Below are 22,845 nucleotides of genomic sequence, written 5' to 3' on the forward strand. Positions count from 1 at the left end.
CAAACTAAAGCTCGAATTGCCGGGCCTGATTCAACCGGGCTGGGCCAGGGCCTTGAGCAGCTCGGTCTCCATGCGCAACTGGCTGTTGTTGTCCTGCAGCTCCGGGCCTTCGATGAGGAAGGTGTCTTCCACGCGCTCGCCCAGGGTGCTGATCTTTGCCAGATGCACGCTGATATGGTGCTGGGCCAGGATGCGGGCAATGATGTAGAGCAGGCCGGCGCGGTCTGACGCTGAGATGGACAGCAGCCAGTGCTGGGCTTTTTCATCGGGGCGCAGGATGACGCGCGGAGCGAATGGAAAGCTTTTGACGCGGCGCGACAGCCGTCTTTGCGAGGGTGTGGGCAGCGGGCCGCCCCGCAGCAGTGTCTGCGTCAGATCGCTTTCCACCATGTGCATGAGTTCGCGGTACTGCTCCTGCATAGTGGGTGCGACGACCTGGAAGGTGTCCAGTGCGTAATCGTTGTTGGCCGTGTGCACGCGCGCATCGAGGATGGAAAATCCGGCCCGGTCGAAGTAGCTGCAGATGCGAGCAAACAGATCGGGCTGGTCGGGTGCATAGACCAGCACTTGCAGGCCTTCGCCGGCCAGCGACCGCCGCGCGCGCACCACGGGTTTGCCCTGGCCTACATGGCGTGAGAGATGGCGGGTATGCCAGGCGATGTCGGCCGCTTCATGGCGCATGAAGTAGCTCACATCCAGTGTCTCCCAGAGTTTCTTGTGGGACTCGAAAGGCTGTGCGGACAGGGCCAATTGCACCAGCGCCTCGCGTTTGCGGGCTTCGATTTCGGCGGCGGCATCCGGGGCGCGACCACCCAGCACGCGCAGGGTCAGTCGGTAGGTGTCTTCCAGCAGCTTGCCTTTCCAGGCACTCCAGACCTTGGGGCTGGTGCCGCGAATGTCGGCCACCGTCAGCAGGTACAAGGCGGTGAGCTTGCGCTCGTTGCCGACGCGTTCGGCAAAGGCGCGAATCACATCGGGGTCGGACAAGTCCTGCTTCTGGGCCACCTGGCTCATGGTCAGGTGCTCGCGCACCAGAAACTCGGCCAGCTCCGCATCGGCCTTGTCGATCTGGTGGGCGCGGCAAAAACGTTTGACCTCGACGGCGCCGATCACGGAGTGATCGCCGCCACGGCCCTTGCCGATATCGTGGAAGAGGGCCGCCAGATAGAGGATCCAGGGCTTGTCCCAGCCTGCTGCGAGCTGGGAGCAGAACGGATACTCATGCGCATGCTCGGCCATGAAGAAGCGCCGCACATTGCGCAGCACCATCAGGATATGCTGGTCCACGGTGTAGACGTGGAACAGATCATGCTGCATCTGCCCCACGATGCGGCGGAAGGGCCAGAGATACCGGCCCAGTACCGAGGTCTGATTCATCAGCCGGATGGCATGGGTGATGCCGCGCGGCTGCTGCAGGATTTTCATGAAGGTGGCGCGATTGACCGGATCGCGACGGAAAGCACTGTCCATCACATCGCGGCTGGCATACAGCGCACGCAGGGTGCGCGTCGACAGACCCGTCAATCCTTCATGCTGCTCATACATGAGAAAGGTTTCGAGAATGGCATGCGGATCGCGCTCGTACAGATCGTCGCTGACTACCTCGATGGTGCCGGCCTTCTCGCAGAATCGATCATTGAGCTGAATCAGCTCGTGCGAGCCGGGGTTCAGGCGTTCCTCGATGCTCATGCGCACGATCTGGCACAGCTGGGTCACCGCCTTGGCGGCCCAGTAATAGTGGCGCATCAGGGTCTCGCCAGCGCGCATGGCCAGCTTGCGGCCCTCCGGCGTGGTGGAGCGGTAGCCAAAGGCTTCGGCCACGGCGGTCTGCAGGTCAAAGACAAGCCGGTCCTCATGGCGGCCGGCAGCGGCATGCAGGCGTGCACGGATCAGGCTGAGCAGGGACTCGTTGGATTCGAGCTGCTGGACCTCGAAATGGGTGATCAGGCCTTGCTCGGCCAGCTCATGCCAGCTGTTGCCGAAGCCTGCGGCCTTGGCCAGCCAGAGCATGGTGTGCAGATCGCGCAGCCCGCCGGGCGATTCCTTGCAGTTGGGCTCGAGCGAGTAGGGCGTGAAGTCGTATTTTGCGTGGCGCTGGCGCATCTCCAGCAGCTTGCCTTCGACAAAGGCCTTGGGATCGAGCTGCGCGCGGAACTGCTGCTCGAAGTCGGCAAACAAGGCCTTGCTGCCGGTTATGCGGCGTGACTCCAGCATGGCGGTCTGCACCGTCAGGTCCTGTGCAGCCTCCTGCAGGCATTCGGCGATGCTGCGCACGCTGGAGCCGATTTCAAGGCCTGCATCCCAGCAACTGCTGATGAACTGTTCGATGTTGCTCGCAAATTCCACAGCTGGCTGTGCACTGCTTTGGGGCAGCAGCACCAGCACATCGATGTCCGAGTAGGGAAAGAGCTGGGCGCGCCCATAGCCACCCACGGCCAGCAGGGCAGCGCCTTGCGGCATCTGCGCGCGTTGCCAGAGGGTGCGCAGCAGACCATCGGCCAGTTCACTGAAATGGTGCAGCACTCCGCGCACGCTGCGTCTGCCCAGCGTGGGGTTGCGCAGCAACTCCATCTGCCGGGCCTTGGCCTCGCGGTATTGCTCGCGCAGGCTCTGTAGCGAGGTGAGGTCGGAGACGTCGGCAGAGTGGGCGTAGGAGTGGGCAGAGGAGGTCATGCGCAGTAGAAAAAAGCGTTTCAACAGGGCAAGTGCTTGAGCGTCACCTTAACCCAACTGACTTGGGCTTGAGGCCTGTGATGGCAAAAAGATGAGCGCATGGCGCTTGCAGCACAAGGTTTACAAGCAAAAAATATGCCGCATCCAGCTTTGGCCGGATGCGGCATGCAGATCAGCGGCAGCAGCGCGCTCAGGTACGGATGGCCGTGATGAAGTCGGGCGGAGTGGGCGAGCCATCGGACCAGGTCAGCACGTCATAGCCAGTCTTGGTGACGGCCAGCATCAGCTCCCACTGGGCGGTCAGGCTGCGATCCTTGGTGACCACGGTCCAGCCGTCGGGCATGGCCTTGATGTCGCGCTTGCCCAGATTCAGCATGGGCTCGATGGTGAAGACCATGCCTTCTTCCAGCACCATGCCTTCGCCGGGGCGGCCGTAGTGCAGCACCTGGGGCTCGTCGTGGAACACCTTGCCGATGCCGTGGCCGCAGTATTCGCGCACCACGGACAGGTTGTTGCTCTCCGCATAGGTCTGGATGGCGTGGCCGATATCGCCCAGCGTGGCACCGGGCTTGACCTGGGCGATGCCCTTCCACATGGCCTCGAAGGTCAGCTTGGATAGCCGCTTGGCAGCAATCGTGCCTTCGCCGATGATGAACATGCGGCTGTTGTCGCCGAACCAGCCGTCTTCGGTGATGATGGTCACGTCGACATTGACGATATCGCCCTTCTTCAAAGGCTTGTCGTTGGGGATGCCGTGGCACACCACATGGTTGACCGAGGTGCAGACATAGGCCGGATAGGGCGTCATGCCCGGAGGCTGATAGCCCAGGCAGGCCGTCTTGGTGCCTTGCTCGGCCATGCGTTTGGCACAGAGATCATCGATCTGCTGGGTGGTGATGCCGGGTTTGATGTGGGGGGTGATGTAGTCCAGCACATCCGAAGCAAAGCGGCCTGCAACGCGCATGCGCTCGATGTCTTCGGGGGTCTTCAGTGTGATGCTCATGGCCGCAATTATCCCATTGCGCGCTTGAACATGCAGGGCTTGTGGGTGTGAGCATTCGGACTAACCCCGAGGCACGGTAAAATCCGAGGCTCACCGAATTCAGCGCTTTGGCCCGGTCCTCTCAGGCAGAGGATTGGCCAGGACGCTTTTCAACAGCCTTCACATAAACAGGCCGCCACGTGACATTGCATCTGACACAGTTTGAGGGTGGAAACGCCCTGAGCTCGTTCCGCGCCCAACAGCTTCTGACCGACCTGGTCGCCATCCACCCCAAGATCACCGGCGTATCTGCACGCTTTGTGCACCTGGTTGCCACCGAGGGAGCAGTTGCGCCCGCATTGCAAGAGCGCCTGTCGGCGCTCTTGACTTATGGTGACCCCTATAAGGGCAGCGCAGAAGGCCTGGCTTTCATCGTCACCCCCCGCCTGGGCACCATCTCTCCCTGGGCTTCCAAGGCGACCGATATCGCCCGCAACTGCGGCCTGAATGTGTTCCGTGTGGAACGCATGACCGAGTATCGCGTGGACATGAAGTCCGGCCTGCTGGGCGGCAAGCCCGAGCTGTCGACAGAGCAGACCGCCCAGGTCGCCGCTTTGCTGCACGACCGCATGACCGAGTCCGTGTTTGCGACACGCGCGGAGGCCGAGCAACTGTTCACCACCCTGGCTGCACAGCCCATGGAGTTTGTGGATGTGCTGGGCGGTGGCCGCGCAGCGCTGGAAACCGCGAACAAGCAATGGGGCCTTGCCCTGGCCGAAGACGAGATCGAATATCTGGTCAACGCTTTCAACGATCTCAAGCGCAATCCCACGGACGTGGAACTGATGATGTTCGCACAGGCGAACTCCGAGCATTGCCGCCACAAGATCTTCAACGCCAAGTTCACCATCGACGGCGTGGAGCAGGAAAAGTCGCTGTTCGGCATGATCCGCAACACCGAAGCCTGCTCGCCCCAGCACACCGTGGTGGCCTATGCAGACAACGCTTCCATCATGGAAGGCCATGAGGTCGAGCGATTTGTCGCCAAGTTCGATGCCAAGGCAGACGCAGTCAGCGCGCCCAGCTATCAGAAGCAGGCGGCTACCAACCATGTGCTGATGAAGGTGGAAACACATAACCACCCCACGGCGATTTCGCCCTTCCCCGGTGCATCGACCGGCAACGGCGGCGAAATCCGTGACGAAGGCGCAACCGGCCGTGGCTCCAAGCCCAAGGCCGGCCTTACCGGCTTCACCGTCTCCAAGCTCTGGGGCAGCGAAATAGGCAAGCCCGAACATATCGCCAGCCCGCTGCAGATCATGATCGAAGGCCCTCTGGGTGGCGCGGCGTTCAACAACGAGTTCGGTCGTCCCAATCTGACCGGCTATTTCCGCGAGTACGAGCTGCAGGTCGGCGACATCACCCGCGGCTACCACAAGCCCATCATGATCGCCGGCGGCCTGGGCGTGATTGATTCCGAGCTGACCAAGAAGATCGAGTTCCCTGCTGGCACGCTGCTGATCCAGCTGGGCGGCCCCGGCATGCGCATCGGCATGGGCGGCGGTGCGGCAAGTTCCATGGCTTCGGGCACCAATGCGGCAGAACTGGACTTTGACTCGGTGCAGCGCGGCAACCCCGAGATCGAGCGCCGTGCACAGGAAGTCATCAACCATTGCTGGCAGCAGGGCGCAGGCAACCCCATCCTGGCCATCCACGACGTGGGTGCCGGCGGTATCTCCAATGCCTTCCCCGAGCTGACCAACGATGCCGGGCGCGGTGCACGTTTTGACCTGCGAGCCGTCAAGCTCGAAGAGTCAGGCCTGTCGCCCAAGGAAATCTGGTCCAACGAATCGCAGGAGCGTTACGTGCTGGCCATCGCTCCCGAATCGCTGGAGCAATTCACGGCCTTCTGCGAGCGCGAGCGCTGCCCGTTTGCCGTCATCGGCACGGCCACCGAAGAGCGCCAACTGGTGCTGGAGGACACGGCGGTCGAGTCCGGCGACCAGAAGTTCCCCGTGGACATGCCCATGAACGTGCTGCTGGGCAAGCCGCCCAAGGTGCACAAGGATGTGACCAGCGTGGAGCGCGAGCTGCCCGCCATGGACCTGACCGGCGTGCCGCTGGAAAAGGCCGTGATCGAAGTGCTGGCCCACCCTACTGTGGCTTCCAAGCGCTTTCTGATCACCATCGGCGACCGCGCCGTCGGTGGCCTGACCCATCGCGACCAGATGGTCGGTCCCTGGCAGGTGCCTGTGGCCGACGTGGCCGTGACCCTGGCCGACTACAAGGGCTTCAAGGGTGAAGCCATGGCCATGGGCGAGCGCACACCGCTGGCCGCCATCAATGCGCCCGCCTCGGGCCGCATGGCCGTGGCCGAAGCCATCACCAATATGCTGGCCGCGCCCATCGAGCTGTCCAAGGTGAAGATGTCGGCCAACTGGATGGCCGCCTGCGGCGAAGTCGGTGAAGACGCTGCACTGTACGCCACCGTCAAGGCCGTGGGCATGGAGCTGTGCCCTGCGTTGAACATCTCGATTCCCGTGGGCAAGGACTCCCTGTCCATGCGTACCCAGTGGAGCGAGAACGGCCAGACCAAGAAGGTGACCTCGCCCGTGAGCCTGATCATCACCGGCTTTGCCGCCATCGACGATGTGCGCACCACGCTCACGCCCCAGCTCAATGCCGGGGTGGAAGACAGCACCCTGGTGCTGATCGACCTGGGCCGCGGCAAGATGCGCATGGGCGGCTCCATCATCGGTCAGGTGCTCAATCAGTCGGGCAACGAAGTGCCGGATCTGGACGAACCCAAGGATCTGATCGCCATGGTGGATGCAGTGAACGCACTGCGCGCCAAGGGACTGATCCTGGCCTACCACGACAGGGGTGACGGCGGCCTGCTGGCCACGGCCGCCGAAATGGCCTTTGCCGGCCATGTGGGCGTGGCCTTGAATGTGGACATGCTGATCACCGAAGGCGATGGCATCTCCGACAGCCGCATGGACAGCGGCGAAGGCAAGAACTGGGGCAAGCAGGTCTCCGGCCGTCGCGAAGACCTGACCCTGCGCGCGCTGTTCAACGAAGAGTTGGGCGCCGTGCTGCAGATCAGGACGCAAGACCGTGCCGAAGTGTTGCAGGTGCTGCGTGAACATGGCCTTATCCAGTGCAGCCATGTCATCGGCAAGACCCGTCCTGCTTCGTCTCCTGTGGACGCCGGCAAGGGCGAGCTGCAGGTGTGGCGTGATGCGAACAAGGTGTTCGGCGCAACCCTGTCCGATCTGCACCAGGTCTGGGATGCCGTGAGCTGGAAGATCACCCAGCAACGCGACAACCCCGTGTGCGCCGACAGCGAGCATGCTGCGGCGGGCGAACCCAGCGACCCCGGCATGCATGTGCATCTGACGTTCGACCCTCAGGAGAATGTGGCAGCGCCCTTCATCAACGTGGCTGCCAAGCCTCGCGTGGCGGTGCTGCGCGAGCAGGGTGTGAACTCCCATGTGGAAATGGCCTACGCCTTCACCGAAGCCGGCTTTGATGCAGTGGACGTGCACATGAGCGACCTGCAGTCCGGCCGTGCGCAGCTCAAGGACTTCGCCGGCGTGGTGGCCTGCGGTGGCTTCAGCTACGGCGATACCCTGGGTGCGGGCATTGGCTGGGCGCGTTCCATCACTTTCAACGACCGTCTGTCCGAGCAGTTCCAGGCCTTCTTCGGTCGTACCGACACCTTCGGCCTGGGCGTTTGCAACGGCTGCCAGATGTTCGCCGAACTGGCCGACATCATCCCTGGTGCACAGGATTGGCCGCGCTTCACGCAAAACCAGAGTAACCGCTTCGAGGCGCGTCTGAGCATGGTGGAAGTGCTGGAGTCGCCCAGCCTGTTCCTGCAAGGCATGGCCGGCTCCCGTCTGCCCATCGCCGTGGCGCATGGCGAGGGCTTTGCCAACTTCCAGTTCCGTGGCAATGCCGAGCAGGTGGTCAAGTCCATGCGCTATGTGGACAATCACGGCCAGCCTACCGAGCAGTATCCGTTCAACCCCAACGGCTCGGCTGGCGGGCTGACCGCAGTGACCACGGCTGATGGCCGCTTCACCGCGATGATGCCTCACCCCGAGCGCGTGTTCCGCAATGTGCAGATGAGCTGGACTTCGGGCGACAAGTCCGAATTCAGCCCCTGGATGCGCGTCTGGCGCAACGCACGCAAGTGGCTGGGTTGATCCCCTGGCACTGCTAGTGCAATCAAAAGGCTCTGCATTGTGCAGAGCCTTTTTTCATGTCTCATGGCCTTATGGAGATCGGTTGCAGGCAAGGGTGAGTCGCTTTACGCGTTCTGTTGAAGGCCTGTGCCTAGATCGTTTCGAGCTGCTGCATCAGATGCTGGCGCATCAGCTCGGCCATCTTTGTGGCTGGTTTTGCGTCCACATGCCAGCTGCCGTGGCGGGTGAGGATCTCGAAGCCTCGTCGCATGTCCGGCACGTGGTGACTCAATGCATAGCCGATCAACTGCGCTTCGTGGCAGGCCATCTGGGCTTGCGGCACGGTTGCCGGTACCAATGAAGCCGCTGCCGCAACTGCCTCGCCATCCGGATGCTGATCGAAAATGTCTTGGCTCATGACTCAAGGCTCCAGCCAGGGCATGCTTGGCAGTCCCTGGCGTAGGTGTTGAATAGCGCATGCTTCAGCTGCACCGACTTCCTCGCCGCAGTCGCTGATGCTTTGACAGCATCAAGCCCGCAACATGCGGGAGCCAGTCAAAGGCCGCGAATGCCTGGCTCTGCAACAGATATTCCCAGCGTGACTGTTGCTGAGGCCGGCATGGCGACAGCTATCGAGCGGGCAACGCTGATTTTGGGCTGCTTCATGCATGTAAGGCGGGCGAATGCCTTGACTCTCAAGTCAGGCGTGCGTCCGGGCGCAGAGATGTAGCTGCTTCATGTCAAAATCCATCGATTGGTGTGAATAGGTGCAGTAGCTCTGTGCAAAGGGCTGCTGCTGTTTGCCGCTGGTGCAGCGTCGTTAGGCGGCGCCAGCATGGCTTGGGTATGACAATGGTACGCAAATGCGTATATTTGTCAATATTAAGTTACGCATATGGGTATTGGTTCGCGTTTGCGTGAGGAACGAGAACGCCTTGGTTTGAATCAGGAAGGGTTTGGCCAACTTGGCGGCGTGCGCAAGCAGGCGCAACTGCTCTATGAGAAAGACGAACGAAAGCCGGATAGCGAGTACCTTGCTGCAGTTGCCGCAGCAGGCGTTGATGTGCTGTTTGTGCTGACCGGCCAGCGTCAGTCAGATTTGCCAGCGGAGGATGCCAGCGAACAGCTTTTGCTGGATCACTTTCGACGCTGTTCCTCGGCTGCCAAACAGCATCTCTTGCAGTCTTCTATTTTGTTGGCAACGGGCCTGTCAGATGAAGTGTCCTCAGTGGCCGAATCACCGACCCGCAACCGGCTGCCAAGGCCTTGACATAGGGTGTGTGGCTTCGCAGGCGTCCTGGCCGGTTTGACCCAGAGAAGCCAGATCCTCAGTATCCATTCGACAGCCGCATGGGTAGCCAGCTGCTGTTGCGAGCAGCTTGAACGGCATGAGCACCTACGCCGGGTCAAGCTATTGGTAAGCAAAAGTAGCACGGATGCTAAGGTGTGGCGGCAGCGGAGTCGGCACTTGCATCTGCGGCGGTAGTGATGACTCCGGCAATTGCTTGAAAGCGCGGCGCTGCAAATGAGTGAAGAAGCCGGGTGATGCATGTCAGCCGGCTTCTTTATGTTCTGATTTTTTGTACGTTTTCATCGGCACAGTGCCGTGGCGATGATAGGCTGACGCATTGCGCGCAACGGTTTGCGCGGTCTGTCAAAACACGGTTTTTGCCGCGCTGAAAGCACTGTTTCAGCAAAGTGCGGACGAGGTTTTTCGAGGGTAGTCTCGCACTCGCCCTTGGTGCGTTAGCGCCTCGAACTATCAAGATATGGCGTCGATTCGGGACGGGAGACATTGGTGTCGCGTGTATTAGCAACGGAAGCGGAAGTTTTGGCACTGTCGCCGGATGCTGCGTCATCCAAGGCGGCCAAGGGACTGCAGTCCCTGAGCAAATGGCCGAACACAGGCAGCAATGATGCTGCGGTATGGGGGGAGTGCCAGGGCAGCGGCAGCAAGCCGTATCAGACTCAGGTCGATCTGAGCGGTCCGGCCTTCAAGTGCTCCTGCCCCAGCCGCAAGTTCCCCTGCAAGCATGGGCTGGCGCTGATGCTGCTGCGCGCAGGCGGCCAGGTGCCGGAGGGCGGCGAGCCCCCGGAGTGGGTCAGCAACTGGTTGGGTGGTCGTCAGCAAAAAGCCGAACAGAAAGAGGCCAAGGCGGCGGCCATTGCCGCTGCGCCGGTTGCCGATCAGGAGGCTCTGGCCAGACAGCAGGCCAAGCGCGAGGACAAACGCTGGGACAAGGTTGCTGGCGGCATGCATGAACTGTCGCTATGGATGCAGGACATGGTGCGCACCGGTCTGGCCAATCAGGCCGGCGACAGTCAGGCGCGCCAGCACTGGAACACCATGGCGGCACGCATGGTGGATGCCCAGGCCACGGGCATGGCCGCACGAATCAGGGAAGCCTGGGAGCTGGTGGACAGCCACCCGACCTGGCCGCGTGACCTGCTGGTGCAGCTTGGCCATTGGCAACTGCTGGTGGACGCGGTGCAGCGGCGTGACTCGCTGAGCCCAGAGGTGAAGGCCGACGTGATGGCTGCCCTGGGCTGGCCCATGGACAAGGCCGAAGTGCAGGCCCGTGGCGAGACCATCAGCGACGATTGGCGGGTGCTGGGCCAGCGCCTGATCGAGCGCGAGGGTCGACTGCTGGAGCGCCGCGTCTGGTTGCAGGGCCTCAATACCGGCCGCGTGGCCCTGATGCTGGACTATGCCCAGGGCGGGCGCGGGTTCGAGACGGCCTGGGTGAGCGGCGGCGCCTACCGCACAGCCTTGAGCTTCTACCCTGGCAGGGCGAGCTTGCGGGCGGTTGCCGTCAATGGGGTTGAAGCACTCGACAGCTGCGATGCCGCTGCCCTGGCGCTCAAGGCTCTGGGCGAACCTTTGCAACAACTGGGCGAGCGCATTGCCGCCAATGCGCTGCAGCCGGTGCAGCCGCTGTGGTGTGCGAATGCCCAGCTGCTGTATGCCGAGGGGCAATGGCTGGTGGGCTGGCCCACAGGGCAGAGCCAGGCGGCGCCGGTGCCAGCCGTAATTGCCGATGATGAAGCCTGGCGGCTGCTGGCGCTGAGCGGCGGCACGCCTCTTGCCCTGTTTGGCGAGTGGGAGTCCGGGCCGCAACTGGGGCGCTGGCGCTTGCTCAGCGCCTGGCAGCACGATGCTCACAGCCAGGCCTTGTCCCCCATCTGGCAGAACCAAGGAGAGATGCGATGAGCAGCGCCAATTTATGGGCTGCGCTGCAGCAGTCAAGTCTGGTCGGCGCGGACAGGCTGGCCGTACCTGCGGTGCTGACCGCACAGGTCGATACCGCAGCCAGCCCCGGTTTGCAAGCCATGCAAGCCGCCTGGCTGCAGCCGGCTGCATCAACGGCTGCGCAGTTGCTGAGGGCCAGCGCCGTCGCAGCCGTCCTGGAGCGGGCGGGCTGGCAACCCGGTGCGCAGGTTCGGCTCGGCGCACCTTTGAGCTCCCCGGCATTGCCTGCCGACGAGTCTCGTTGTGCGCCCGAGGATGAGCGCTTGCATGGCCTGATGCGTGATGTGTTGCAGCATGGGCCCGAGAGCATGCTCGCTCCCATGTTTCATGCCCTCGATCAGGCTGGACAGCGCTTGCCCTATGCGCTTCTGGTCGAGGCTTTGAACGAAGGCCGCCGTTCTGTGGAATTGCGTACCTGGCTGACGCCGGTGCTTGGCGAGCGAGGACGCTGGCTGGCCGGGCTCAACCCGCAATGGAGCTATGCCAGCGGCGTGCAGGAAACGGCCAATGCCGAGCTGATCTGGCAGGAGGGCTCCATCGAGCAGCGCGTGGCGCTGCTGCACAGCGAACGTGAGACCGATGCAGACCGGGCGCGCGCCAGACTGGAAGCCAGCTTGAAGGAGCTCAATGCCAAGGAACGTGCGCCCATGGTGCTGGCCCTGGGCGTGGGACTGTCCATGGCGGACGAGCCGCTGCTGGAAAAGCTGCTGACCGATCGCAGCAAGGAGGTGCGCGAGAACGCGGCCCGTCTGCTCTCGCGTCTGCCGCAAAGCGCGCACAGCCTGCGCATCACGGGCTGGCTGCAGTCCATGCTGAGTCGCAATGCCAAGGGGGAATGGCAGGTCGAGCCGCCCGAGGAGGGCAGCAAGGACTGGGAACGCGACGGCATTGCGCTGCAACCGCCAGCCTATATCAAGGGCGTGAAAGCCTGGTGGCTGCAGCAGATGGTGGAGCTTGCACCCCTCGATTTCTGGCTGCAGACCCTGGAGATGACGCCCGAGCGGCTCTGGGACTGGAGCCGCCGCAGCGACTGGAAGACCGCTTTGCGCCAGGGCTGGCTGGCGGCCCTGCGCGATCAGCCCGATGTGCGCTGGATTGCGCTGCTGCAGACCATGGAGCGCGATTCACGAGCCCAGGCGTTGCTGTCGGCCCTGCTGGACCGGCTGAGCCAGCAGGAGCGCGAAGCGCTGTGGCAGACGCAGTTGCAGCAGGCCAAGGGCAGCCTGGTGGACCGCATCAACACCATCGAGAGCAGCATGCCCGTGGTTGGCGTGTTTTCTCAATCCATGTCTGAGCAACTGATGGACGCTCTGGACAAGGCGCTGGGCGGCAAACAGGCCACAGGCAGCTGGCATAGCTGGCAGGCCGATCAGGCCGTGCTGGCCTGCGCGCGCCGACTGCATCCGGCCGTTCTGCCGCGCTTTGTGCGACTCTGGCGTCAGCCTCCGCAGGCTGAGGAACTTGCCGTGCCGCAGCCACCCGAGGCAACTGCTCCGTCAGGGCTGGCCGGGCTCTGGAAAAAGCTGGTATCCAAGGTGGCCGATGCGACCGAAGAGGTCGCCGCAGTGGCTGCGGAAAGCACCCTGACGCCCGAACAACAGGCGCGGCTGGAGCGCGCCCGTCTGCGCCCCTGGGATGACGAGCGCGTGCTCGAGCAACTCAACCGTATTGTCGATCTGCGCCTGGCCCTGCATGCTGCACTGAGCGCCTAAGCCTTCGAATTTTTCTGCATTCAACCCGAAAGTCACCATGAGCCAAGTACTACGTCAGCACGCCGAGGCGCAATTTGCCGAAGAACTCGATGCCCTGCAGAAGGTGGACGACCGTCCGCGCCCGCCCAACTGGAAGCTCTCGCCCTGGGCCGTGCTCCAGTATCTGATGGGTGGCAAGCTCAGCAACGGGTTTGAGCTCAGCCCCAAATACATCGGCAATCCGCGCCTGATGGAGATTGCCGTGTCCACACTGGCCACCGATCGTGCCTTGCTGCTGTATGGCGTGCCCGGCACGGCCAAATCCTGGGTGTCCGAGCATCTGTCTGCGGCCGTGAGCGGCGATTCGACCATGCTGATCCAGGGCACGGCCGGCACCAGCGAGGAGCAGCTGCGCTATGGCTGGAACTATGCCCAGTTGCTGGCCCACGGTCCGTCCGAGAAAGCACTGATTCCCAGCCCGCTGGTCAATGCCATGAAGTTGGGCAAGATTGCGCGCATCGAGGAGCTCACACGTATTCCCGCCGATGTGCAGGACACGCTGATCACCGTGCTGTCCGAAAAGACGCTGCCTGTGCCGGAGCTGTCCATGGAGTTCCAGGCCGTGCAGGGCTTTTCGGTCATTGCCACGGCGAACAATCGCGACAAGGGCGTCAACGAGCTGTCCAGCGCCCTGAAGCGCCGCTTCAACACTGTTGTGCTGCCTGTGCCGGCCTCGCAGGACGAGGAGGTGCAGATCGTCACCAAACGCGTGGCCGAGCAGGGGCGGGCGCTGCAGTTGCCCACCGAGCCGCCTGCACTGCAGGAGGTGCGCCGTGTGGTGCAGATTTTCCGCGAGCTGCGCCACGGCCAGACCGAGGACGGCAAGACCGTGCGCGTGAAGTCGCCCAGCTCCACGCTGTCCACGGCAGAGGCCATCTCGGTCATCAACAGCGGCATGGCGCTGGCTGGCCATTTCGGCGATGGCGTGCTGCGCGCGGCCGATGTGGCCTCGGGCCTGCTGGGAGCCGTGATCAAGGACCCGGTGCAGGACACGGTGGTATGGAAGGAATATCTGGAAACCGTGGTCAAGGAGCGTAGCGACTGGAAGGATTTGTACCGCGCCTGCCGCGAGCAACTGTAATTCGGCGAGCGGCTGCCACAGCCCTTGATACTTCGTTGCTTTGTCTCGCCGTAGCGCTGCTACTGTCTTCGACAAAGACGCCTCGTCTCAAGCGCGAATCTTCGATTCGCTGGGCTGTGCCAACCGCATTGAAATGCAGTCGCTCCTCAAGAATTTCTGATTGACCCAGCCCATGGCCACTTCCGCTGATTCTGTTCATTTCTTTGGCATACGCCATCACGGGCCAGGCTGCGCGCGCAGCCTGTTGCAGGCGCTTGAGGCCTTGCAACCCGATTGCCTGCTGGTGGAAGGCCCGCCCGAGGGGGAGGTGCTGCTGCCCATGCTGCAAAGTGCCGAGCTGCGCCCGCCGGTGGCCATGCTGGTCTATATGCAGGACGAGCCCAGCCAAGCCGCGTTCTATCCGTTTGCCGAGTTCTCACCCGAATGGCAGGCATTGCAGTGGGCCAGTCGCCAGGGTGTTGCCACCCGCTTTATCGACCTGCCCCAGACCCATGGCATGGCCATCGAGTTTGCGCGACGCGAAGCGCTGAAGAAGGCGGCTCAGGAAGCCGAGGAGACTGTGCTGTCGGCGGCTGTCCCGGACTCGGAGCAGGATGCCGCAGAAGCGCCAGAGGATGCGAAGGCCGCGACGCTGGCCGATATGCAGGACGGTGACGAGCATGAGTTGCAGTTGGACCTTCCGGCACCGGCCCCTCAACATCTGCACCGCGATCCGCTGGACTGGCTGGCCCATGCCGCAGGCTTTGACGATGGTGAGAGTTGGTGGAACCGTCTGGTCGAGGAGCGAGGTGACAGCGAAGCACTGTTTGAAAGCATTGGCGAGGTGATGACGGCAGCGCGCGAAGAGCTGGCCAAGGACGGCGAGCATTGGCGCGGCGAGGAATACATGAAGCGCGAAGCACTGCGCGAAGCCTATATGCGCCAGTGCATTCGCGAGGCGATCAAGGCCGGTCACCAGCGCATTGCCGTGGTCTGCGGTGCCTGGCATGTGCCGGCGCTCAAGGCCAGCGTGACGGCCAAGGCCGACAGTGCCCTGCTCAAAGGCCTGCCCAAGGCCAAGGTGATGGCGACCTGGGCCCCCTGGACCTACCGCAACCTGGCCAGCAGCAGCGGCTACGGCGCGGGCGTGACTTCCCCAGGCTGGTACCAGCATTTGTGGCAGTGCTATCAGCCCCCCCCGGATTTGGAGTCAGATCAGCCTCAAACTATTGATGGTAAAGCGCAAGCAGCTATCAAAAACGAGATTTCTCCAGCCACGCTGCGCACGGCGGGCTGGCTGACGCGCGTGGCCCATCTGCTGCGCGACAAGGATCTGGATTGCTCCAGCGCTCACATCATCGAGGCCACGCGGCTGTCCGAGAGTCTGGCGGCGCTGCGCGGCCAGCCCATGCCCGGCCTGGAGGAAATCAACGAGGCTATAGTCACCGTGATCTGCATGGGCGAGGACGCTTCGCTCAGATTGATCGACGAGGAACTGACCGTCGGTCATGTGCTGGGCCAGGTGCCTGCCGATGTTCCCCAGGTGCCGCTGCAGCGCGATATCGAGCAGCAGCAGAAGTCGCTGCGCCTCAAGCCCGAAGCGGAAAGCAAGTTGCTGGCGCTGGATTTGCGCAAGGACACCGATCTGGCACGCAGCCATTTTCTGCACCGTCTGCGTCTGCTCGGCATCGACTGGGGCGTGCGCGCCACCGATGCCCAGCGCAACCGGGGCACTTTCCGCGAAAGCTGGCAACTGCAGTGGGAGCCCGAGCTGGCGGTGCGCATCATCGAGGCCAGCGTGCACGGCGCGACCGTGGCCCAGGCGGCCACGGCAAAGCTGCGCTCCAGCCTGACGCCCGAGACCTCGCTGCCCGAAATCGCGCAGGCCATCGACGATGCGTTGCTGGCCGATTTGCCGCAGCTGGTCGAGGCCCTGATCGCCACGCTGGCACAGCGTGCCGCCACCACGGGCGATGTGGCCCAGCTTCTGCAGGCCTTGCCTCCGCTGGCCAATGTCTATCGCTATGGCAGTGTGCGCCAGACGGATACGGCCCTGCTGGCCGGCGTGATCGATTCGCTGGTGCTGCGCGCCGCCATCGGCCTGCCTGTCGCCTGCATGGCCATGGATGAGGATGCTGCGGCCGCCATGAAGACCAAGGTGCTGGCGGCGCACGAGGCACTGCGGCTGCGCACCAGCGACGGCGAGGCGCAGCAGGCGGTGGATGCCTGGCGCCTGGCACTGCGCAGCCTGGCCATGGGGGATGCTGCAGCGGCGCTGCTGCGCGGCATGGCCTGCCGTCTGCTGCTGGACGAGCAGTTGCTGGAAAGCGCTGAAATCGTGCGCCAGTTCAACCGCAATCTTTCGCTGGGTGCGGCACCTATGGATGTGGCGGCCTGGCTGGACGGTTTCCTGAACCGGCAGGCGCTGGTGCTGCTGCATGACGAGTCCATCTGGGGGGCCGTCGATGCCTGGCTCAGCGGTCTGGGTGAGGTGCAGTTTGCACAGATTCTGCCGCTGGTGCGACGCAGTTTCTCGAGCTTCAGCAATCACGAGCGGCAAAGCCTGGGCGACAAGGTCAAGCGAACGCCTGTGGGGGGCGCTGTGGCACCCGGTCCTGCGGTGGGCGCTGCGGACGATGCCGCGCCCTGGGATGAGTCGCGTGCCTTGCTGGCCTTGCCCGTGCTCAATGAGTTGCTGGGCTTGAATCTGTCTCAGGCGCTGATGGGCCAATCCCAAACAGCTACCGATTTTGATGCGGCTGCGGCCAAGGTATGACGATGAAGCAGACAGCAAATTTGGCAACCGAGCCGCAACAGGAATCCGAAGAGCTGCAGCCCACCACGCGGCTGCAGCGCTGGCGCATGGTGCTGGGCAGCCCCGCTGACGCGAGTTGCGGCGGTGTTGCAGGCCGCTTGCAGGAGATGGATCAGGCGCTGGCGGCCTTGTATGAGGAAGACAGCAAGCTGGCATCGCGCAGGGGCGGACGCGGCAACTCCTCGCCTTCGGTGTCGCGCTGGCTGGGCGATATCCGCAAATACTTTCCGAGCCAGGTTGTGCAGGTCATGCAGCGCGATGCCATGGAGCGCCTGAATCTGCGCGAGCTGCTGCTGCAGCCCGAGATGCTGGAGAACGTGCAGCCCGATGTGCATCTGGTGGCGGACCTGATTTCGCTGGGCTCGGTGATTCCGCAGAACACCAAGGCCACTGCGCGGCTGGTGGTACGCAAGGTGGTGGACGAGCTGATGAAAAAGCTCGAGGAACCCATGCGCAGTGCCGTGGCCGGGGCATTGGACCGCAGCCAGCGCAACCGCCGCCCGCGTCATGCCGAAATCGACTGGAATCGCACCATACGCGCCAACCTGCGCCATTGGCAGCCTGAGTACAAGACCATTGTTCCAGAGACGCTGATCGGCTATGGGCGCAAGGCGCGCCGCCCGCAGCGCGAGGTGATTCTGTGCATTGACCAGAGCGGCTCCATGGCCAACTCGGTGGTCTATTCCAGCATCTTCGGTGCGGTGATGGCCAGCCTGCCGGCCGTGGCCACCAAGCTGGTGGTGTTCGATACGGCCGTGGTCGATCTGACGGAAAAGCTCGACGACCCCGTGGATGTGCTGTTTGGCGTGCAACTGGGCGGCGGCACCGATATCAATGGTGCGGTTGGCTATTGCCAGGGGCTGATCAGCGAGCCGCGCAACAGCATTCTGGTGCTGATCTCCGACCTTTACGAGGGCGGTGTGGAGTCGGGCCTGTTGCGCCGCGCCAACGAGCTGGTGGAAGCAGGCGTGCAGTTCATCACGCTGCTGGCGCTCAGCGACGAGGGCGCACCGGCCTATGACGCGGAACTGGCGGCCAAGCTGGCAGCACTGGGCGTGCCCTCGTTTGCTTGCACTCCCGATGCGTTTCCGCAGCTCATGGCCGCGGCCATCCGCCGCGACGATGTGGCCGCCTGGGCGGCGACACAGGGCTTCAAGACCAGCAAATAAGAAGACCGCCCGAAGAAGGCTGCTCGTTGAGGCTCAGCCCGGCAGATCGATACCAAGCCTGGCCAGCCTGGCGGCCATCACATCGCGGCGGCGCGCGGCCTTGGCAGCGGTTTCGCTGACCGTCGCAATGGTCTTGGGGCCTTTGCCCGCTGCGGCCTTGACCAGTTCCGCCTTCTTGGCGGCCTCTGCGGCAAGTTTGCGGTAGCTGGCAATCAGTTCGGCATGAGCGATGGCTTGAGTCACAGGGTTTCCGTTCGATGAGGGCGCTCATTGTCGCTGCAAAGCCTTTGCCGTGCTGATTGCCTAGGCGATTGGCAACTTCCTGCCGCAGTCGCTGCACGGTTTGCAGGCATGATGATGGACATTGAAACCAACTGGGGAGTGCGATGGCAGGTGCCGGCCTTTTGATGCTGCTAGACGATATTGCAAGCATGCTCGACGACGTGTCTTTGATGACCAAGACCGCTGCGGGCAAGAGCACGGCGATTCTCGATGACGTGGCCACACAGACCAAGGTGGCGGTGCAGAAGACGGCCGGCGTGCTGGGCGATGATCTGGCTCTCAATGCCGAGCAGGTCACGGGAGTGAAGGCCAACCGGGAGCTGCCAGTGGTCTGGGCGGTGGCCAAGGGTTCGTTGATGAACAAGGCCATCCTGGTGCCGGCGGCACTGTTGATCAGCGCCTTTGTGCCCTGGTTGATCACGCCTTTGCTGATGGTGGGAGGCGCTTTTCTGTGCTTTGAAGGCGTGGAAAAGATCCTTGAGCTGTTTCACAAGCACCCAGAGCATGACGCGCATGACGCCGTGGTGGATGCTGAGGAGGCGGCCCATAAAGGTGTTGCGCCTTCATCGGTGCGAGCCGCACGTGAAAAGCAGATGGACCCGATGGAGTATGAAAAGCAGAAGGTCAAGGGGGCCGTGCGCACGGACTTTATTTTGTCGGCCGAAATCATGGCGATTGCGCTGGGTACGGTGTCTGCCAAGCCCATCTGGGAGCAGGCCTCGGTGCTGATCGCCGTGGCTCTTGCCATCACCGTGTTCGTCTACGGACTGGTGGCCGGGATCGTGCGCATGGATGACGTGGGCGGCTGGCTGATGGCCAAGGGCAGCAGCGCTGCCAAGGCCATGGGCCGTGGTCTGATTGCTTTTACCCCGTGGCTGATGCGAGGGCTGTCCATTGTGGGCACGGCTGCCATGTTCATGGTGGGCGGTAGCTTGCTGGTGCACGGCATAGAGCCGGTCGAACATTGGATAGAGCAGGTGATCGTGCCCACGGGCGGCATTGTGGCAGCGCTGGGACCGGTGTTGGTGCATGTGGCTGTTGGGGCCGTCATTGGCGGTGCGGTAGTGGTGTGCGTGGAGTTGTGGCACAAGCTGCGGCCAGCCAGGGTGGCTCATCCGAATTGACGACTACCATCACTGCTGACGCAAATTTTTGCGCTTCATCAGTATCTTGGGCGGACGTGGCCGATGGGCAACGTCCGCTTTTTTCTTTGCGGTGTTGGTGCGCGGGTTGACCTGGGACAAACCCGTGTGGGAGTGGCTTTGTTTCAATGGATGCCAAGGGATGCAAAGCATTGCACTCACCCAATTCTTCAAGGAAAGAACCCATGAAAAAGACTCTGATCGCGATTGCTGCTGTTGCCAGCGCCCTGACCGCAGGTACCGCTTTTGCCCAATCTTCGTTTGACGGCTCCAGCCCCTGGCAGGTTCGTGTGCGCGCTCTGCATCTGGACAGCGACAACGGTGGTGCTGCCGGAGACGCAGGCGTGAGCATCAACAACAAGTGGATGCCTGAGCTGGACGTGTCCTACTTCTTCACGCCCAACATCGCGGCAGAACTGGTGCTGACCTATCCTCAAAAGCATGATGTGCGCCTGAATGGCGGCAAGATCGGTTCGCTCAAGCATCTGCCCCCCACCTTGCTGGCGCAGTACCACTTCACCAACTTTGGGGCCTTCAAGCCTTATGTGGGGGCGGGCGTGAACTACACACGCTTCTCGAACGTGGACATCCTGGATGGTGCCGTGACCGTGAAGAAGAACAGCTTTGGCGGCGCGCTGCAGGTTGGCTTCGACTATGCGCTGGACAAGAACTGGTCACTGAACTTCGACATCAAGAAGGTGTATCTGGGTACCAAGGTCACAGGTGCAGGCGTGTTTGAAAACACCAAGTTCAAGGTTGACCCATGGCTGGTGGGTGTGGGCGTGGGCTATCGCTTCTGATAGCTTCACGGCAAAGAGTGTTCTCGTCTGCGGCCTTCTTCCCGCAGGCGAGGCACGCACCGCAGGCTCTGCGGTGCATCGGAGTCAGCAGGTCGGCATGGCCTGATGATTTCGGAGGCTAGGGTGTATGTTTAGATCGGTATTCCGCCAGCGCGGGATACCGATTTTTTTTGCTGAATTCTTTGGCCAGTATTGACTTTGTCAGCATTGCTGCATGCGCATGCAGTAAAAGGATCGCTGGCTTCAGTCCTACTTCTGCCGATTGTCGGCCGCGCTAGGCTGAGGGTCTAAAGCAGGCTTGGCAGTGATGGCGCGGGCAATGGCTGCATCGCGCGATCAGCTCTTCAGGAGGATCAGCATGCGCGCGACACCCGACAGGCAGGCAGCATCGATAGAGTTTGCATCACGCGCAGGGCGCATTCCATTGCCCCTGGCGTCCTCGTTGAGACCTCCACCGCTTCAGGGCGAGGGCTGCACCTTCATGGAGGCATATGCCCCCCCGACGCATCTGCGCTATGAACTGGCGCAGGGGCTGATGCAGCGGCAGGCGCAGATTTCTCCCAAGTTCCTATATGACGCGCATGGCTGCGCCCTGTTTGAGCAGATAACCGAGCTGCCCGAGTACTACCCCACAAGAACCGAGGCTGCCATCATGGCCCGCTACGACCTGGAGATCGCCCAGGCCATGGCGGGTTGCCAGGTGTTGATAGAGCTGGGAGCAGGCAATTGCGAAAAAGTGCGACGCCTGTGCCGCAGTGTGGGGCCGCAGCAGTTTCTGGGAGTGGATATTGCGGTCGAGTTTCTGCAGGCCGCCGTGGCCAGGCTGGAGCATGACTTTCCGCGACTTACGGCTCGTGCGGTTGCAGCGGATTTCACGGGGGACTGGCATTTGCCGTCAGGTGTGCCACAGACGCGGCGTGAACTGTTCTATCCTGGCTCCTCGATCGGCAACTTTGATACGCAGCAGGCTTTGCATATGCTCGGACATATGCATTCACTTCTGGGGGGCGACGGCGGGCTGCTGATTGGCATTGATCTGCCCAAGCCGGTACCGGTTCTGATAGCCGCTTACGACGATGGGCAGGGCGTTACAGCCGAATTCAATCTCAATGTGCTCAATCATGTGAACCGTCTGCTTGGCAGCGATTTCAATCTTCAGGACTGGGCGCATGAGGCGCGCTTCGACAGCCAGACATCGCGGATAGAGATGCATTTGCGCGCCCGTCGCCCCGTCATGGTGTGCTGGCCTCAGGGCCTGCGCTATTTTGCTCAGGGCGAGACCATCCATACGGAGAACAGCTACAAATACCCGCTGTCCGATTTCCTCTCCATGCTGGCTTGCGCGGGATTTGCCGAACCCAGGGTCTGGACCGATGAGCAGCAATGGTTTGCCGTCATTCATGCCCATGCCTGAAACCATGGCGCCTGTTGCCAGGGACTGGATAGTGCTGGCGCAGCAGTACGAGCGGGTGAGGGCCTGCACGCAAAAGCTGGCTGCGCCCTTGTCTGCAGAAGACGCCTGCGTGCAATCCATGCCGGACGCCAGTCCTGCCAAATGGCATCTGGCCCATACCAGCTGGTTCTTCGAAACCTTTGTACTGGCCGTGCACCAGCCAGGGCATCAGGCTTTTGACGGCAGTTTTCGCATGCTGTTCAACTCCTATTACCAGCAGGTGGGTGCACGCCATCCCAGAGCCCAGCGGGGCTTGCTGACCAGACCTGCTCTGGCGCAGGTCATGGCCTATCGCGCTGTGGTGGATGAGCAGATGCTGGCGCTGATGGCCGTCATGAAAGAGAAAAGCCCGACGACGCAGCAGGCTGTTGCTCAGCTCGTCGCATTGGGCTTGCAGCACGAGCAGCAGCATCAGGAGTTGATGCTCACCGATATCAAGCATTTGCTTTCTTGTCACCCGCTCTGGCCTGCTTATGCGTCAGATGGGATAGCAGAGGAGAATTTCATGCAGGCCTATGCTGATCTCACATGGCTGCCAGTTGAGGCGGGCATCTACAGCATAGGTCATGGTGGCGGTAGCTTTGCGTTTGACAATGAAATGCCCAGGCACAGTGTCTATGTGCAAGCTGCGCAGATTGCATCGAGGCCCGTGAACAATGGCGAGTTTCTGCGCTTTGTGCTGGATGGCGGCTACAGTCGGCCTCAATGGTGGTTGGCCGAAGGCTGGGACTGGTGCCAGGTCCAGCAACTGAGCCACCCCTGGTACTGGAGGCAAGCTCAAGATGGTGCGCGTGATGCGGGCTGGCAGGAGTTCAGCCTGTATGGCGTGACGGCTCTGCATGCGCTGAGGCCTGCCTGCCATATCTCCTACTTTGAGGCTGATGCCTATGCGCGCTGGGCCGGTGCGCGCCTGCCGACGGAGATGGAGTGGGAGGTGGCAATGGGGGCGCATGACTGGCCTGTGTCCTCGTCTGTGGGTCATGCCAGCCTGCATCCTGAAGTCTCAGGCGCTCATCATGGGGTGGCAACTGGCCAGGTCTGGGAGTGGACGCATTCGTCCTATGCCGCCTACCCGGGCTTTCGCGTGGCCGAGGGTGCCGTGGGGGAGTACAACGGGAAATTCATGGTCAACCAGTATGTGCTGCGCGGCGGCTCCTGCCTCACGCCTGCCGGTCATGCGCGGCTGACCTATCGCAACTTCTTTCCCGCAACGGCTCGCTGGCAGATGACGGGGCTGCGTCTGGCGCGCGATGCCTGAAGTCGCGCGCCAGACGCAGC

At 62.4% G+C, this 22,845-nt stretch carries 15 protein-coding genes; 11 read left to right on the top strand and 4 right to left on the bottom strand.

Annotated features, from left to right (window positions below):
- Nucleotides 1–30: 30 nt before the first annotated feature.
- Both NOX35_RS10150 and map read right to left on the bottom strand, forming a co-directional pair.
- Nucleotides 31–2,673 carry a [protein-PII] uridylyltransferase gene (locus tag NOX35_RS10150; protein WP_256496546.1) on the bottom strand — a complete coding sequence of 881 codons (2,643 nt, stop codon included), beginning with the start codon at nucleotides 2,671–2,673 and terminating at the stop codon, nucleotides 31–33.
- Between the two features lie 190 nt (nucleotides 2,674–2,863).
- Complete coding sequence (gene map / locus NOX35_RS10155; protein WP_256496547.1) at nucleotides 2,864–3,676, bottom strand: type I methionyl aminopeptidase; 813 nt, start codon at nucleotides 3,674–3,676, stop codon at nucleotides 2,864–2,866.
- Nucleotides 3,677–3,855: 179 nt separating this feature from the next.
- Between map and purL the strand changes: the two genes are divergently transcribed.
- Nucleotides 3,856–7,866: a phosphoribosylformylglycinamidine synthase gene (gene purL / locus NOX35_RS10160; protein ID WP_256496548.1), complete on the top strand. Its 4,011-nt coding sequence runs from the start codon at nucleotides 3,856–3,858 to the stop codon at nucleotides 7,864–7,866.
- A gap of 130 nt (nucleotides 7,867–7,996) precedes the next feature.
- On the opposite strand, the gene NOX35_RS10165 is transcribed toward purL, so the two are convergent.
- Nucleotides 7,997–8,263, bottom strand: coding sequence for a hypothetical protein (locus NOX35_RS10165; RefSeq protein ID WP_256496549.1), 267 nt, complete (start codon nucleotides 8,261–8,263; stop codon nucleotides 7,997–7,999).
- 477 nt (nucleotides 8,264–8,740) lie between these two features.
- Here NOX35_RS10165 and NOX35_RS10170 point away from each other — a divergent pair, with 477 nt between their 5' ends.
- The 6 genes from NOX35_RS10170 (at nucleotide 8,741) to NOX35_RS10195 (ending at nucleotide 17,890) form a co-directional block, all read left to right on the top strand.
- Entirely contained in the window at nucleotides 8,741–9,115 is a 375-nt protein-coding gene (locus tag NOX35_RS10170; RefSeq protein ID WP_182286566.1) for a helix-turn-helix domain-containing protein, read from the top strand.
- A gap of 561 nt (nucleotides 9,116–9,676) precedes the next feature.
- On the top strand, nucleotides 9,677–11,056 hold the full coding sequence (locus NOX35_RS10175; protein WP_275054614.1) for an SWIM zinc finger family protein: 1,380 nt from the start codon (nucleotides 9,677–9,679) through the stop codon (nucleotides 11,054–11,056).
- Nucleotides 11,053–12,807 (top strand): DUF5691 domain-containing protein, encoded by a 1,755-nt coding sequence (locus NOX35_RS10180; RefSeq protein ID WP_256496551.1) that lies wholly within the window; start codon nucleotides 11,053–11,055, stop codon nucleotides 12,805–12,807. The genes NOX35_RS10175 and NOX35_RS10180 overlap by 4 nt, the downstream gene beginning before the upstream one ends.
- Nucleotides 12,808–12,844: 37 nt before the next feature.
- Nucleotides 12,845–13,927 carry an AAA family ATPase gene (locus NOX35_RS10185; protein WP_003069729.1) on the top strand — a complete coding sequence of 361 codons (1,083 nt, stop codon included), beginning with the start codon at nucleotides 12,845–12,847 and terminating at the stop codon, nucleotides 13,925–13,927.
- A 172-nt stretch (nucleotides 13,928–14,099) separates the two neighbouring features.
- Entirely contained in the window at nucleotides 14,100–16,682 is a 2,583-nt protein-coding gene (locus NOX35_RS10190; RefSeq protein ID WP_256496552.1) for a DUF5682 family protein, read from the top strand.
- 2 nt (nucleotides 16,683–16,684) lie between these two features.
- Complete coding sequence (locus tag NOX35_RS10195) at nucleotides 16,685–17,890, top strand: VWA domain-containing protein (RefSeq protein WP_256496553.1); 1,206 nt, start codon at nucleotides 16,685–16,687, stop codon at nucleotides 17,888–17,890.
- 33 nt (nucleotides 17,891–17,923) lie between these two features.
- Here NOX35_RS10195 and NOX35_RS10200 read toward each other — a convergent pair whose 3' ends face one another.
- Complete coding sequence (locus NOX35_RS10200) at nucleotides 17,924–18,133, bottom strand: hypothetical protein (RefSeq protein WP_256496554.1); 210 nt, start codon at nucleotides 18,131–18,133, stop codon at nucleotides 17,924–17,926.
- 143 nt (nucleotides 18,134–18,276) lie between these two features.
- Between NOX35_RS10200 and NOX35_RS10205 the strand changes: the two genes are divergently transcribed.
- From NOX35_RS10205 to egtB, 4 genes are all read left to right on the top strand, one after another.
- On the top strand, nucleotides 18,277–19,296 hold the full coding sequence (locus tag NOX35_RS10205) for a DUF808 domain-containing protein (RefSeq protein ID WP_182286572.1): 1,020 nt from the start codon (nucleotides 18,277–18,279) through the stop codon (nucleotides 19,294–19,296).
- 203 nt (nucleotides 19,297–19,499) lie between these two features.
- On the top strand, nucleotides 19,500–20,114 hold the full coding sequence (locus tag NOX35_RS10210) for an OmpW family protein (protein WP_003080665.1): 615 nt from the start codon (nucleotides 19,500–19,502) through the stop codon (nucleotides 20,112–20,114).
- A gap of 481 nt (nucleotides 20,115–20,595) precedes the next feature.
- Nucleotides 20,596–21,528, top strand: a complete 933-nt coding sequence (egtD, locus tag NOX35_RS10215) for an L-histidine N(alpha)-methyltransferase (RefSeq protein ID WP_256496908.1) — start codon at nucleotides 20,596–20,598, stop codon at nucleotides 21,526–21,528.
- Nucleotides 21,515–22,825, top strand: a complete 1,311-nt coding sequence (egtB, locus tag NOX35_RS10220; RefSeq protein ID WP_256496555.1) for an ergothioneine biosynthesis protein EgtB — start codon at nucleotides 21,515–21,517, stop codon at nucleotides 22,823–22,825. Before egtD ends, egtB begins: the two co-directional genes overlap by 14 nt.
- Nucleotides 22,826–22,845: the final 20 nt, after the last annotated feature.

The sequence above is a fragment of the Comamonas sp. C11 genome (genome assembly GCF_024496285.1).
GTDB lineage: Bacteria > Pseudomonadota > Gammaproteobacteria > Burkholderiales > Burkholderiaceae_C > Comamonas > Comamonas testosteroni_F.

Coding starts and splice junctions, on each gene's coding strand:
- NOX35_RS10205 (WP_182286572.1), top strand. CDS start 18,277: ATGGCAGGTGCCGGCCTTTTGATGCTGCTAGACGATATTGCAAGCATG.
- NOX35_RS10180 (WP_256496551.1), top strand. CDS start 11,053: ATGAGCAGCGCCAATTTATGGGCTGCGCTGCAGCAGTCAAGTCTGGTC.
- NOX35_RS10150 (WP_256496546.1), bottom strand. CDS start 2,673: ATGACCTCCTCTGCCCACTCCTACGCCCACTCTGCCGACGTCTCCGAC.
- NOX35_RS10185 (WP_003069729.1), top strand. CDS start 12,845: ATGAGCCAAGTACTACGTCAGCACGCCGAGGCGCAATTTGCCGAAGAA.
- map (WP_256496547.1), bottom strand. CDS start 3,676: ATGAGCATCACACTGAAGACCCCCGAAGACATCGAGCGCATGCGCGTT.
- egtD (WP_256496908.1), top strand. CDS start 20,596: ATGGAGGCATATGCCCCCCCGACGCATCTGCGCTATGAACTGGCGCAG.
- NOX35_RS10170 (WP_182286566.1), top strand. CDS start 8,741: ATGGGTATTGGTTCGCGTTTGCGTGAGGAACGAGAACGCCTTGGTTTG.
- NOX35_RS10195 (WP_256496553.1), top strand. CDS start 16,685: ATGAAGCAGACAGCAAATTTGGCAACCGAGCCGCAACAGGAATCCGAA.
- egtB (WP_256496555.1), top strand. CDS start 21,515: ATGCCCATGCCTGAAACCATGGCGCCTGTTGCCAGGGACTGGATAGTG.
- NOX35_RS10165 (WP_256496549.1), bottom strand. CDS start 8,263: ATGAGCCAAGACATTTTCGATCAGCATCCGGATGGCGAGGCAGTTGCG.
- NOX35_RS10190 (WP_256496552.1), top strand. CDS start 14,100: ATGGCCACTTCCGCTGATTCTGTTCATTTCTTTGGCATACGCCATCAC.
- NOX35_RS10210 (WP_003080665.1), top strand. CDS start 19,500: ATGAAAAAGACTCTGATCGCGATTGCTGCTGTTGCCAGCGCCCTGACC.